Source organism: Roseivirga sp. 4D4 (assembly GCF_001747095.1).
GTDB lineage: Bacteria > Bacteroidota > Bacteroidia > Cytophagales > Cyclobacteriaceae > Roseivirga.
This window is the reverse complement of sequence record NZ_MDGP01000001.1, coordinates 3,600,723-3,614,079: the sequence shown is the minus strand read 5'-3', so window position 1 is coordinate 3,614,079 and position 13,357 is coordinate 3,600,723. Positions and strand designations below refer to the sequence as shown.

General features: G+C 40.2%; 9 protein-coding genes and 2 tRNA genes. 4 read left to right on the top strand and 7 right to left on the bottom strand.

Going from position 1 to position 13,357, the window contains the following annotated elements; all coding sequences use genetic code 11:
* Positions 1–56 precede the first annotated feature (56 nt).
* Positions 57–1,322: an amidohydrolase family protein gene (locus BFP97_RS15755; RefSeq protein ID WP_069843342.1), complete on the top strand. Its 1,266-nt coding sequence runs from the start codon at positions 57–59 to the stop codon at positions 1,320–1,322.
* Here BFP97_RS15755 and BFP97_RS15750 read toward each other — a convergent pair.
* Complete coding sequence (locus tag BFP97_RS15750) at positions 1,314–1,730, bottom strand: hypothetical protein (protein ID WP_069843341.1); 417 nt, start codon at positions 1,728–1,730, stop codon at positions 1,314–1,316. The genes BFP97_RS15755 and BFP97_RS15750 overlap by 9 nt on opposite strands.
* Before the next feature lie 25 nt (positions 1,731–1,755).
* On the bottom strand, positions 1,756–2,487 hold the full coding sequence (locus BFP97_RS15745; protein ID WP_069843340.1) for a hypothetical protein: 732 nt from the start codon (positions 2,485–2,487) through the stop codon (positions 1,756–1,758).
* A gap of 503 nt (positions 2,488–2,990) precedes the next feature.
* Between BFP97_RS15745 and BFP97_RS15740 the strand changes: the two genes are divergently transcribed.
* Complete coding sequence (locus BFP97_RS15740) at positions 2,991–3,533, top strand: DUF1579 family protein (protein ID WP_069843339.1); 543 nt, start codon at positions 2,991–2,993, stop codon at positions 3,531–3,533.
* An 11-nt stretch (positions 3,534–3,544) separates the two neighbouring features.
* On the top strand, positions 3,545–5,971 hold the full coding sequence (locus BFP97_RS15735; RefSeq protein WP_170827483.1) for an ABC transporter permease: 2,427 nt from the start codon (positions 3,545–3,547) through the stop codon (positions 5,969–5,971).
* A 266-nt stretch (positions 5,972–6,237) separates the two neighbouring features.
* On the opposite strand, the gene BFP97_RS15730 is transcribed toward BFP97_RS15735, so the two are convergent.
* From BFP97_RS15730 to mutS, 5 genes are all read right to left on the bottom strand, one after another.
* The gene (locus tag BFP97_RS15730; RefSeq protein WP_069843337.1) at positions 6,238–8,694 is read right to left on the bottom strand and encodes an ABC transporter permease; all 2,457 of its coding nucleotides are present in this window, start codon (positions 8,692–8,694) and stop codon (positions 6,238–6,240) included.
* A gap of 319 nt (positions 8,695–9,013) precedes the next feature.
* Positions 9,014–9,097: transfer RNA gene (locus BFP97_RS15725), tRNA-Leu, on the bottom strand.
* 5 nt (positions 9,098–9,102) lie between these two features.
* Positions 9,103–9,348, bottom strand: coding sequence for a GIY-YIG nuclease family protein (locus BFP97_RS15720; protein WP_069843336.1), 246 nt, complete (start codon positions 9,346–9,348; stop codon positions 9,103–9,105).
* A 249-nt stretch (positions 9,349–9,597) separates the two neighbouring features.
* Positions 9,598–9,670 (bottom strand) — tRNA-Gly (locus tag BFP97_RS15715).
* A 90-nt stretch (positions 9,671–9,760) separates the two neighbouring features.
* Entirely contained in the window at positions 9,761–12,367 is a 2,607-nt protein-coding gene (mutS, locus tag BFP97_RS15710; protein WP_069843335.1) for a DNA mismatch repair protein MutS, read from the bottom strand.
* A 237-nt stretch (positions 12,368–12,604) separates the two neighbouring features.
* Between mutS and BFP97_RS15705 the strand changes: the two genes are divergently transcribed.
* Complete coding sequence (locus tag BFP97_RS15705) at positions 12,605–13,240, top strand: response regulator transcription factor (RefSeq protein ID WP_069843334.1); 636 nt, start codon at positions 12,605–12,607, stop codon at positions 13,238–13,240.
* Positions 13,241–13,357: the final 117 nt, after the last annotated feature.

Genomic DNA, 13,357 nt, shown 5'->3' with positions numbered 1-13,357 from the left:
CAGAATTTCACTGGTTAGTAAAAATCCTCGTATGAACTGACAATAAATTTACCGCCATGAAACGTTTACTTACAGTTCTATTACTCCTCAGTGTCTTTGCGTGTGGTCAAGCTCAAGATATCAATGGACTTATCATTTCCAACATTTCCATTGTAGATCTAGAGAAGGGATCAGTTGTACCAAATCAGAGTGTTAAGATTTCAGAAGGTCGAATTACTCAAATAGACGATATTGGCCATCAAGCCGAAGATGACTTTCCTGTGATTGATGGAACAGGCAAATACCTCATTCCAGGGCTAATGGATTGTCACGTCCATACGACAGCGGGCCCTCCTAATGTCTTGATAAGTCAGTTAGAAAAAGCCCTAAAAGATGGGGTTACCATGGTTAGGGATATGGGAGGAGATGCAGTCATGATCAACGAATGGCAGAAAGACGAAAATCTTGAAATTCCCACGATTTATACCAGTGCCATTTTTGCAGGTAAAAGCTGGATGAATAATGACAGACGAGCGTTAATGTCAGCGCATAGGACTACTCCAGGAACAACTGCTTGGTTACGATCTATTGACTCCACAGAAAAAATTGATCAATACCTAGATGAGGCTAAGGCTTTCGGACTAAATGGAATTAAAGTATATGCTGATTTAACGGCAGAAAAACTCAATAAGATCACTGATAAGGCCAGTGAAAGGGACATGATCGTCTACGCTCATGCCACAGTTTACCCAGCAACACCCATAGAAGTTGTCACTAGTGGTGTTGTATCTGTATCACACAGCGAACGTTTATTGACTGTACTTGATGAAAAAGTTGCCCAGACCTATCATTTAGATCAGAACAACAATCGCAATTACATACCTGAAGACCTGAACAGTCAACCAGTCATAAACCTTATTGATGCCATGAAACAAAACAATGTAGCTCTAGATGCTACATTGCTCGTATCCAAGATCAGATCCGAACAAATTGGAGATAATCAGGACTCTAGGTTAAAAACAGTGTATGCGCTTACGCGAAAAATTTATGAGGCGGGTATAATGGTGTTGGCCGGGACAGATTATATGATCGAAAGAGAGAGTGGTGCTACCAACCTTCATGACGAACTGATCTTATTAGTAGAGAAAGCTGGGTTAAGTAACCTTGATGCGTTGCGAGCGGCTACCATTAATCCAGCAGAAGTGTTCAAACTCGATGGCTACGGTCAAGTGGCAATAGGAAAAATTGCTGACCTGGTCTTACTTAACAGCAATCCATTAGACAAAATTGCCAATACAAAAGATGTATTTCTGGTTATAAAAAATGGAAAGCGCCTAGACTGAATGCTCCTTTCTTGAAACCAGGAGTGCCAATACAAATAGTCCTGAGTTTAAGGCCGAAATACCAACTAAAGTCCAGCTCAACCAACCCAGCCTTGCAGGAAGAGGCATTGGTTCCACTATCTGATAAACTGTGTTAAAACCCCAAAAAAGTAGTAAAATCCATGATAGCGTTTTCAATACTTCACTATTGTGATGCTTGTTAGTCAAGTGATACATTAATGAAAACCCTAAAACAAGGAGAATAAAACTGAAGTAATTATTGATCGTGAATAGTGCCCAGTTGATCGTTGGAATTCCTTCATCCAGATATTCTCTCCATTGAAATTGAATGGGTATAAAAAAATGGTAGATAGCCATCAGCATGGTCTGAATGGCACCTAGTTTTAGAAGTGACTTCTTATGCTTCATCTTTTGAACGCTTTGGGAGGTATAATCAAAAAATTCTGTACTTATATCTTTTTATGGGGCCATATATCTCTTCCATTCTTAAAATCTGATTAGAACTTTTAGAGATCCAAAAGACCGCATTATTGATGTTTGAATACTCAATCTGTACTTTCCAGCAATCATGACTAGACCCTAAAACCGCAACCCCTTCATCTCCGATCACTTTGTATTCATGGTACTTTGGAGGCGTTTTACTCCCAGGGTGGTAAAACTGGATCACATAAGCCTTGTTAACATCATACATCAGTGTTTCAAGTATTTCCATATCCAGCTCCCAATTGTAGGTTGGAAGTTCCAATTTGAGATAGAAGTCCTTTCTACTGTTATTTTTTACACTGTCAAGCCCGACAATATCGCTTTTTGTAAATCCGAAGGCCTCAATGCCGTTATCTGAACTTGTAAAATGATATTCGGGAAGGAATGTAGTTCCATCATTGATTGAATGCAGTTCTTTCCTCCATGATGAATCTTGGCTTTTCCACCTCTGTTTTACATAAATTTTTCCTTTCCCCTCCACGATCCTTTTAGTGGTTTCTCTTTCCCATATTGCCAAGCCGAGCAATTGATTCGACTGTACATTCTCCATATAGACCACATATTTTTTCAACCCTGTATCTAGCATGTCAAGGTCGAGTCTCGATTGAATGCCTATGGTATCGACCTGAGCAGATAAAGCGGCACTTAGAACAGTCAGAATAAAAAAAATGCTCTTTCTCATCCACGTTAAAACGCCCTAATCTGAATTCAGGCTGATGTAACAAAGTGAATAACCTATTTGACCCATTGAAATACACAGTTTGCCCGTTGACATTGATTGTTTCTAACCACACCTAAAACCTGAGGAGATTTATTAACTGTGTGAGTAGTGTGATAACGCAAGACAATTAGGCTGTGATCACATAAGAACTTTTGACTTATCATGAATTGAAACCAAATCAATCGTCCGTATTATCATGTCGTATGGCTATAAATATGAGTAATTCAGCAACTCGAGTGCCTTATTATTAAAGAGGATTCGTATAAAATATAAAGTGATTTGAAGTGGAAGGTAGACTGCTAGAGTCATCACTGTGATATTCAACATTTCATAATTCGCAGTCGAGCTTTCGCATCTATCTATTAAATCGGTTAAAAACCCAAAGAGCTTTCCTAGCATAGAAGAAGCCTCTGCGAGGATTGTCCAAAATTTTTCGAAGCATTGTCGATAGATAAATCAATCTTATGAAAAGCGGTCTACTTATAAAAACTCTCATTTTACTGACCTTATGTCACTTTTTTATTGAGAAACCCAAAGAACAAACAGAGCCATTCTTTTACCTACTTGGAGACTATACAGTCTATGCCTATTTACCTAGTGACAAAGAAAGTTGGTTACAAAGCGGATTGGGTAAAGCCTCTTTTACGCCCATTTTTGACAGCACATACGTTGTAGAAAAAGTCTTCACTGATATGGGTGAATGGACACTCACCATGCAAAACACCTTCGGCATAGACAAGAGCTCGGGAAAGGTCAAAATATTCACCATTGACAAAGAATTCGGCACTATGGACACCTATGTGGGTAAGGTGGACGAAGATAGGGTTTCCGTAAACAACCTAAGTTCTGACTCCAGGTTCATTTCACCCTCACGGGAGTCATTGGCCTTTCGACTTACATACTCTAAACTGAATGATGAGTCAAATCAATTGATCGTGGAGTCTACTCATGACGAGGGAAAATCATGGAAACCCTATGTCAAATATATCTATCAAAAAAGAATCTAACTGGGAACACTATGGGCAAACTAAAAGGTGAACTAATTCTATTGATCAACGGATTAAGAATGTCCTTCCGGGTACTGAGAAGGAACAAGTTGGCATCAGCAATTTCGATTCTCAGTTTGGTACTGAGCTTGTTGTTTTCAATAGTCATATTCAATTACGTAAAAATTGAGCAAGACTATGATACCTCAATTCCGAGTGCCGAATATAAATACAGGATGAACTTCGATATTTATGGTGAGTCGGGAAGAAACGTTCATTCTGCCACCTCACCCGCCCCTTTCGCTCCTTTTTTCCAATCACAAAACCCTGAAATCAAGTCTTTTGTCAGGATAAATAGTCGAGAAAATGTATTACTCAGTAACCCTGGTACTAGGTCAACAAAACTTCAAAGAATTGGCTGGTGTGATGAAAATGTTATTGATTTCCTGGGAGTTAATATGCTTCAAGGAAACCCTATAATTAATGACTTGAATAGTTTGCTAATCTCTCAATCCACGGCAAATGAACTTTTTGGTTCTACCTCAGATGTATTAGGAAAAACCCTTCGTTACAACGGTTCTAAAAACATGGTGGTGCAAGGAGTTTATCAGGATTTTCCTGAAAACAGTTCGATCAAACTCGATGCAATCGGTGCGCTCGATGTGCTGCAGGAACTAATCCCGGATTTCTATCAGGATGGTATGAATTGGGGTGGTTACTCCTTTTATACCTATTATGAATTCAATGAAAATACTGATTTAGACAAGCTAATCAGTTCATTCAGAGCTCAGTATTATGAGAGATTCGACATAAAAGCTGATGACCTGCCAAATGAATACTTTGATTTTGGATTGATCCATGTGAGAGACATTCATCTTCATTCCGATGCGGACGGAGAGATGGTGCCTTCTTCAAGTATTCTGCAAGTTCAGGTGTTAAGGTTCCTGGCCATAATCATCGCAATCATCGGATGGATCAACTTTATAAACATTCAGTCTTCTAGAATACCTGAGAGGCTAAAGGAAATTATGGTTAGAAGATCCCTAGGGGCGGATATCTATAGTCTCCGTATTATGTTCTTTACTGAATATTTCTTTATCTGTGCATTGTCTGTTGCTATGTCTTTTCTGTTAGCGACATTTATAGCCCCAGCTTTTTCTTACCAGTCCTTTGGTCTTTCTCTACCGTATTTTCGGCTCGAGGCTTCGTCCACATTTATAATAATTCTGGGCAGCTTTATTTCAGCACTATATCCATCCATAATGGCTTCGAGAGAAATCCAAAATCAGGTAGTCCTCGGTGCCAAAAAAGGTTGGTCTAATGATGTCATGATTGGATTTCAATTTGCCACTTCTTTGTTTCTAATTGTACTTACCCTTACAATCGACCGACAGGTCTCTTATATGGTCTCATTAGATCCTGGTTTCGACACCAAGTCGCTTCTAGTGATAGATGGCCCAATCACTAGCTTCGATGATGACCAACTGCGAGCTGAACGTTTTAAGAGAGTACTTGCCAATTCCACCGGAGTAGAAGCAGCAACTTTCTCTACACTTGCACCGGGAAAGAATAAAGGATGGGAAGGTAACCTCCGATCGATTAATGGTGATAGCAGTGTTTTTCAGCGAGTCAACCTTGTGAACATATTTCCAGAGTTCTTTAGTGTCATTGATATGGAAGTATTAGCTGGAAATATTCCTTCAGGACCACAATTTCCCGAGCAAATCCCTAGGGTCATACTGACTAAAAAAACTGCGGAGGGGTATAATTGGACACCTGCAGAGGCTATTGGGAAGAAAGTTGGTTATTCATCGGGAGCTGTAGTAGTAGCTGTCGTCTCAGATATTAAAACAGTCGGATTTCAACAAAGCCTTGCTCCTATGGTATTCATTTACGACCATGTGTTCTTTCAACATACAACTAATGACTTCTTTTTGGCAAAGGTCAATGGCCCAAACATCTTCGAACAACTGAAAAACCTAGAGGAAAGCTATTATAGCATCTTCCCAGAAAATAATTTCTCCTATCATTTCTCAAATGAACTCTTTGAAGAGCAGTATCAGTCTGAAAGAAATTTCAAGCAGCTCATTCTTACTTTTAGTTTTTTGGCAATCGTCCTTTCTCTCACAGGCTTGACAGGAATCACCATTTACCACGCAGCATTGAGGCGCAAAGAAATTGGTGTCAGGAAAGTACTGGGGTCCAGTTTGACAAGTCTTCTAATCTTAATGGTTCGTAGGTATTTGTTGGTTGTCTTGATCTCAGGGCTTTTTGTATTGCCTATTGCCTTTTATTACGTAGAGTATTGGTTAAGTTCCTTTGCCTCCAGAGCAGATAACAGCCCAGTCCTATTGCTAATTCCCCTGTGCTCACTTCTGGTATTGGTAACATTGTTAGTAATGCTGACCTCTTTGAACGTTGCAAGGTTAAATCCTGTGACTGTTCTAAGAGATGAGTAAGACAAACCGGATCCCTACAACCTCTTGTCTATGAAAACATATCAACTCTCGATTTTTCTAGCTTGACGACTTTGATTTCTTAATCATGAAAGTTTATTAATCCAAAAGGACACTTTCTATAAAGCACTTATTTGCAAATAGATAGGTCATTAACAGGCCGCTAGAAATCTGGGTGCCGAAGGAAGAGTGTCAAGGTTGGTATATATATTACATTTCACTTAAAACATTACTAAATAATCCTTGCCCGAGTTCTTCTCCTTGTGCGATTATTCTGACCGGAGGTTTTTAATAGGATTTGCTTGTATGGCTTTCACTATAGTACCCGAAATAATGACTAACGCAACGAAAAGGATTAAGGCTATTGGCAGACCAAAGAAGATGATATCGAGATCAATTCTGCTTGAATAGTCATTTAACCATTGGCTAAAAAGGTAATAGCTTATTGGTAAGCCAATGATCGATCCCAAAAGGACTAGTTTCAAAAACTTAAATGAAAAGTATGTATATAATACACTAAAATTTGCCCCTAAAACTTTTCTTATGCTCAGCTCTCTTTTTTCTTGATTAATGGTAAATACCGTTAAGCCTATGAGCCCAAGGTTGGCAACCAGAATACCAAGGAGAGAAAAGAGGCTAAACACTTTTTGAAAAGCCAAATGAGAAGAGTAAGCTTCGTTATAAGTTCTGTCAAGAAACCAATAATTCAGCTTATCATCAGGAAAGAACTTATCATATTCTGATTCAATAAAATCAATGGTATTAGAAACCTCTTCCGTACTGAGCTTTAAGCAGAAGTAATCAGAAGACATCCAATAAGCTTGTTCATCCAACATGAAAATCATTGGGCTTGGCTCTTCCATTGGACTTTGATAATAGTCATTTACCACTCCTATCAACTTCAAAGGTATTTCTCTTTGACTATATGTTATGTGAACCAATTCACTTTCTATGGCTTCTAATGGTTTATCATACCCTAATAACCTGATCGCAGATTCATTCATAATTGCCACTCTATCACCCTCATGCTCTCTGCTTCTATCAAAAGTTCTACCTCCGAGTAAATTCAATTCAAATACTTCTTCGAAGTTGTAGTCAACCAAATGAAATTTTAGTGGCTCAGCTTCCTCATTTGCCTGGTGTTTCAACCTAAACCTTTCTAGGCTGTTGTTATAAACTCCTGGAATGGTACCCACTGAGGTAATCGCCTCTATTTTGGGATTATGAAGAAGGGTGTTCGTAAAAGATTGGTATTTGATATCATAGTTGGTTGTCTGATTTGGCTCATTAATTACCAATACCTGTTCTGGCTCAAATCCCATATCTCTATTGAGAAGGTAGGAGATTTGTTCATAAATAATATAGGCTCCCACAATCATAGTAGCGGTTATGGTAAACTGAAATACAACAAGCCCTTTTCTAACCAACTGGCCTTCTTTCGAACTCTTGAAGGCACTTTTTGCAGCAAGCGTAATGTCAAGTTTACTTATGAGTAGTGAAGGATAAATAGCCGAAATCAATGCTCCGAGGATAAATATCATAGCAAACTTACCAATGATAAAGGCACTGATCTCTCCTGTTTCCATAACTTCAACAGGAAGAAGCTCTGAAATCTGAGTGTAGAACACCAGCATTGTTAATGATGCTAGAAGCAGTGAAAGCGTATTAAATACAAAAGATTCCTTTACTAGCTGAAAAATCAGTGAGCCTCTGGAGGCTCCCATAGTCTTTTTAATTCCAATCTCTTTGGCTCTATTTATTGACTTGGCAGTGGTGAGGTTAACATAGTTAACCCATGCAATTAGTAAGATGAAATAAGAGATCCCGTTTAATAAGCTTACCGTACTGGCATTCCCATTATTGACAAACTCATTACTTAAGTTAGAGTTGAGATGAATGTCTTGTACTTGCATCATGGAATACTCCATTGAAAAGTTCATTCTTTCGAATTGTTCAGAGCCCAATGATGCAATGCTTGCGTTGAAAGATTCTTCGAACTCCTGTGTGTTGGTTCGTGGGTCGAGAACTACATAACTATGAAAGTAATCCCAGTACCAGGCATCCAGCCAATTCCAATCTGGATGTTGTGCTTGAAAAGTGGACAGGCTGACTAAATAGTCATAGGGCAAATGGGTATTACTTAGTAAATCTTCGATTAGGCCAGTAACCAACATCTCATGATCTTCATCATCGACTAATGTCAAGGTCTTTCCAACTACATCTTCTGAACCAAATAGAGCCAGAGCAAGCTTTTTGGTCAACACGATTGAAAAAGGCTCGATGAGACAGTTTTTGGCATTTCCAGAAATCATTTCTGTCGGAAAAACATTGAAGAAAGTACCGTCTACATGATACCCTTGATAATTATCAAAAACAAGACGCTGATTGTTCTTACCCTCTACCTGAAGCAGCACCCTATTTTGGTCAAACTTATGGACTCGAGTCGCTTCTACTATATGATCATAGTTCTGCCTTAAATACTCAATAAGGTTTACAGAGGTCGAAGATTTCCATGGTTGTGGTTGATTCCCCTGAGTCTTTCTACTATGAATTCGGTATATATTTTCTGAATTCTGATAAAACTTATCATAACTATTCTCCCCGACTACATAGAGCTGAATAATTATAAAAGAAATAAAACCTAATGACAGACCTATTAGGTTAATAGCACTGTGCACCCTATCTCTTAGAAGAGATCGCAAGAAGATTTTGAAGTTTGCTCCCATATTTTCAATTGAATAATTGTCTGAACGCAATCTCCCCTATCCTCGAGGTGGATAATCGATGAACAACCAGGAAAAGCCATTAAACTGTCTTGATGAGTCAATAAAAGTTTTGGTGAAAACGCATTATTGACAGCAGAAAAATTTAGAGCAAGTGGACATGTATTTATCGTACCTATGTTGAACCCAAAAATCATTATACGTTTAAAGCCCCGACATGTCCGGGCTTTAAACGTACCAGACCTGCTTTCGATGAATCCATAGCAGGTGAATAGATTTTTGGCAAAAAATAAGCCCTTCCGATTTCTCAGAAGAGCTTATGTACCAGAGATGGGACTTGAACCCATACGCTCAGAAGAGCACAAGATTTTAAGTCTTGCGTGTCTACCAATTCCACCACTCCGGCATTGACTACTGAGTAGTCTTTAGTTTCTTTAAGTACTCTCTGCCAACACCTGACTTCAAATACTTTTCTCTTTGCCTTGCCTCAATTCTCGTTTCGAATTGCTCTTGATAAAACAACTTAAATGGCCTATATGCCTTTGTCGTCTTATTGTAACCTTTGTTATGCTGTTCGAGACGCCTTTCAATATTATCTGTCAAACCTACATAAGTGTAAGTTCTAACTTGGCTATCTATGGCATATACAAAGAACATTTTGTAAACCTTTTGTCTACCAACCTGCCTGTCGGCAGACAGGTTCCACCACTCCTGCCTACGGCAGACAAGCCGGTTAAATACCGACCCAATATGAATGGCTCTAAACTAAAAAAGCGTGATCGCGATCACGCTTCTTCAATTATGAGCGGGAGACGGTCCCGAAGCTTCGGGACGAACCGCGACCTACATGTTCATGTAAGTGCGATAAGCCATTAAGCATTCAATTAATGCGTCTTCCGACTTATGAGCGGGAGACGGGATTCGAACCCGCGACCCCGACCTTGGCAAGGTCGTGCTCTACCAGCTGAGCTACTCTCGCTTATTTCAGTACTTCAAATTTCGCGCTTGTTGCGAAACGGACTGCAAATTTAGTGAAGGGCTTTTAATTTGCAACGGCTTTTGAAAAAAATTACTCCTTCAATTTACCCTTAATCTCATTGAGCTTTAACAATGCCTCTACAGGTGAAATTGTATTGATATCCAGAGTCTCCAAAATCTCTTTGATTTCGTTGAATGTAGGATCGGCCTCAAAGAGGTTGAGTTGGAAGTTGTTTTTGGGAACTTCCTTCAACTTATCCTCTGTCTGGTTTCTAATCTTGTCTTTTTCCAGATGGCTCATGATTTCGGCAGCACGAATTACCACGGGATTCGGCATTCCTGCCATTTGCGCCACATGGATACCAAAACTATGCTCACTTCCCCCCTCCTTTAGCTTGCGCATAAAGATCACTTTGTTACCCACTTCTTTGACAGAAACATTGAAGTTTTTAATCGCTGGAAAGTCTTCTTCCAGTTGATTTAACTCATGATAGTGAGTAGCGAATAAAGTCTTTGCCTTGAATTTGTCATGGTTATGCAGGTATTCGACAATAGACCAGGCAATGGAAATACCATCATAGGTACTGGTTCCTCTGCCTATTTCATCCATCAACACCAGGCTTCTTTCTGAAAGGTTATTCAGAATACTGGCCGTTTCGGTCATTTCTACCATAAAGGTAGATTCACCTTTTGAAAGATTATCGGAGGCCCCTACACGTGTAAAGACTTTATCCGTAATACCCAATTTAGCCTTGGTAGCAGGCACATAAGAGCCCATCTGCGCCATCAGTACAATCAAGGCAGTCTGCCTAAGCAAAGCAGACTTACCAGCCATATTCGGACCGGTGATGATTAATATCTGGTGTGTATGGTCATCTAGAGAAACATCATTCGGTACGTAGGATTCTCCAACCGGTAGCTGTTTCTCGATAACAGGGTGTCGGCCTTCCTGAATATCAATGATCATCTTATCATTGAGCTCAGGGCGGCAATAGTTGTTCAGCTTTGCAATATTGGCGAAGGAGACCAGACAATCGATGGTCGCAATGACGTGAGCGTTTTTCTGAACCTTAGTTGTGAAATCACCTGCAAAGGCCACAAGATCAAGGAAGAGTCGCTGCTCTATTACCTTGTATTGATCTTCCGCATTGATGATCTTTTCCTCATAGGTTTTGAGCTCCTGAGTGATGTATCGTTCGGCATTAACTAGCGTCTGCTTTCTGATCCACTCTTCGGGTACTTTATCCTTATGTGCATTGCTGACTTCCAAGTAGTATCCAAAAACCTTATTGTAAGCAATCTTCAAAGAAGTAATACCCGTGGCTTCACTCTCTCTTTGCTGAATCTGGACCAGATAATCCTTCCCGCTAAAAGCGATAGACCTGAGTTCATCCAATTCCTCATCGACCCCTTCTGCGATAATACCTCCCTGATGCACCAGCATAGGAGCATCTTCTTTGAGCTCTTTGGTGATTCGCTTGAGTAGTTCTTCGCATTCATCCAACTGCTTAGCAAGGGCTTGAAGTGACTTATGTGAAGACTTAGACAAGGACTCTTTGATAGGAATTAGCCTTTCCAGAGCGCTTCTCAACTGATTAAGCTCGCGAGGGTTAATACGCCCCACAGCCACCTTGGAAATCAGTCTTTCCAAATCGCCAATACCGTCCATTGCCTCGGCAATACTCTCAGTCAAATCGTTATCGGCATGGAAGGCATCAACTATGGACAGTCTTTCCTCTATCTTCTCTAACTCCTTCAAGGGTAAAACCATCCAGCGCTTGAGCATTCTGGACCCCATTGGAGTCAAAGTTTTATCTAGGATTTGAATCAGTGGAATACCACCATCCTGTTGAGGATAAATGAGCTCGAGGTTTCTAATCGTGAACTTATCCAACCAGACGTATTTGTCTTCTTCGAGTCTACTGATCGAAGCAATGTGACCTATTTCTTTATGTTCTGTGTCCTCCAGATAATAGAGTACTGCTCCTGCCGCTGGAATGGCCAAATTCATCTCTTCAATGCCAAAACCTTTAAGGGACTTGGTAGAAAAGTGATTGGTCAGCTTCTCATATCCATAGTCGAAGGCATATACCCAGTCATCTAAGTGATAGGTATTGAAGCTGTCTTCGTAGTGGGATTCAAATTCCCCTTTCTGCGCCCTTGAGAAGATAAACTCTGAAGGATTCAGTCCTTGAATCAGTTTATCGATGTATCCAGGTTTGCCCTGAGCGGTAAGGAACTCTCCAGTCGACAAGTCGAGGAATGCGGCTCCAATTTCATCTTTGCCAAAGCTCAGCGAGGCAAGATAATTATTTCGTTTCTGATCGAGGACGTTGTCATTGAAAGACAGGCCAGGTGTTACTAACTCTGTTACCCCCCGCTTGACAATTCCCTTAACCGACTTGGGGTCTTCTAATTGATCGCAGATGGCCACCCTATTACCAGCCCTAACCAACTTTGGTAAGTAGGTATCCAAAGAGTGGTGCGGAAAGCCCGCCAATTCTATGTGGCTCGCGGCTCCATTGGCCCGTTTAGTGAGTACAATATTGAGCACATTGCTGGCCTTAATGGCATCCTCCCCAAAGGTCTCGTAAAAGTCTCCTACACGAAACAAAAGTAGCGCCCCTGGGTGCTTTGCCTTGATGGCATTGTACTGTTTCATCAGTGGGGTTTCCTTCGCCTCTTTCGTTTTGGCCATAGTCAAAAAATGATGGGAGTTCGATTTTTATTGGCTTCAAAAATAAAGATAATTGAGTCTAATCTTAAGCCATCGGTACAAGATTTCGGGCCCTAAAATTCGAGTGAGCACTCTTTCGAAATGGGTAGAAGGGAGAAAAGGAAGTAGAGCGACCTAAAAAAATCCGATTATGAGTAATTAAGCTCAAGTCTATTATTATTTTTGCCCTATATTAGAATCAGTCTAAATAAAAATAGTGTGAAGAAGGCGGCCATTTATGACCCTCAGTTTCTTTCCAGTACCGGCATTAAGATCATCCTAGAGAACAGCGATGAGATTAGTGAGGTAATTCTATTCAATACAGAGAAAAATCTATCTGATCAAATCCAGCGCCATCAGCCTGACCTCCTCATACTAGAATACTTAGGTGAGTTCATGGTGCAAGACACCATCACAAGCAGGCTTAAAAAAGAACATCCGAATTTGAGAATTCTGGTGATCTCCGAAGACGATGATGCCGTGGTTATCAACAAGCAAATCAAAGCAGGGGTTGATGGATTCCTCACCAAAAGTTGCTCGGTTGAAGAAATGCAAACGGCTCTATCGGTTGTGCAAAAGGGAGGTAATTTCTTTTGTCAGAAAGTGCTTGACCTGGTGAACGACTTACAGCTTAATGGTGATTCCGAGTTGTCCGAACGTGAAATGCAGATCATCAAGTATATCGGTCGTGGGCTTCCCTCTTCAGAAATTGCCGATCACCTGGCCGTAAGCATTCACACTGTAAACTCACACCGCAAGAACATTCTAAAAAAACTTGGCCTTAAATCACCTACCGAGTTAATTATATATGCAGTAGACCGGGGCTGGCTGAAGCCTAGGAAACCAGGCTTATAACCTCACTTTTCAACTGAAAAGAAATAATAACTAATTTTCTAGTTCATCTTCACAATATCAACTAAGTTTCTCGTTATATAAGCGAGAATCATCACAAACCTATTCTCAAAACCACCA

Coding starts and splice junctions, on each gene's coding strand:
- BFP97_RS15755 (WP_069843342.1), top strand. CDS start 57: ATGAAACGTTTACTTACAGTTCTATTACTCCTCAGTGTCTTTGCGTGT.
- BFP97_RS15750 (WP_069843341.1), bottom strand. CDS start 1,730: ATGAAGCATAAGAAGTCACTTCTAAAACTAGGTGCCATTCAGACCATG.
- BFP97_RS15745 (WP_069843340.1), bottom strand. CDS start 2,487: ATGAGAAAGAGCATTTTTTTTATTCTGACTGTTCTAAGTGCCGCTTTA.
- BFP97_RS15740 (WP_069843339.1), top strand. CDS start 2,991: ATGAAAAGCGGTCTACTTATAAAAACTCTCATTTTACTGACCTTATGT.
- BFP97_RS15735 (WP_170827483.1), top strand. CDS start 3,545: ATGGGCAAACTAAAAGGTGAACTAATTCTATTGATCAACGGATTAAGA.
- BFP97_RS15730 (WP_069843337.1), bottom strand. CDS start 8,694: ATGGGAGCAAACTTCAAAATCTTCTTGCGATCTCTTCTAAGAGATAGG.
- BFP97_RS15720 (WP_069843336.1), bottom strand. CDS start 9,348: ATGTTCTTTGTATATGCCATAGATAGCCAAGTTAGAACTTACACTTAT.
- mutS (WP_069843335.1), bottom strand. CDS start 12,367: ATGGCCAAAACGAAAGAGGCGAAGGAAACCCCACTGATGAAACAGTAC.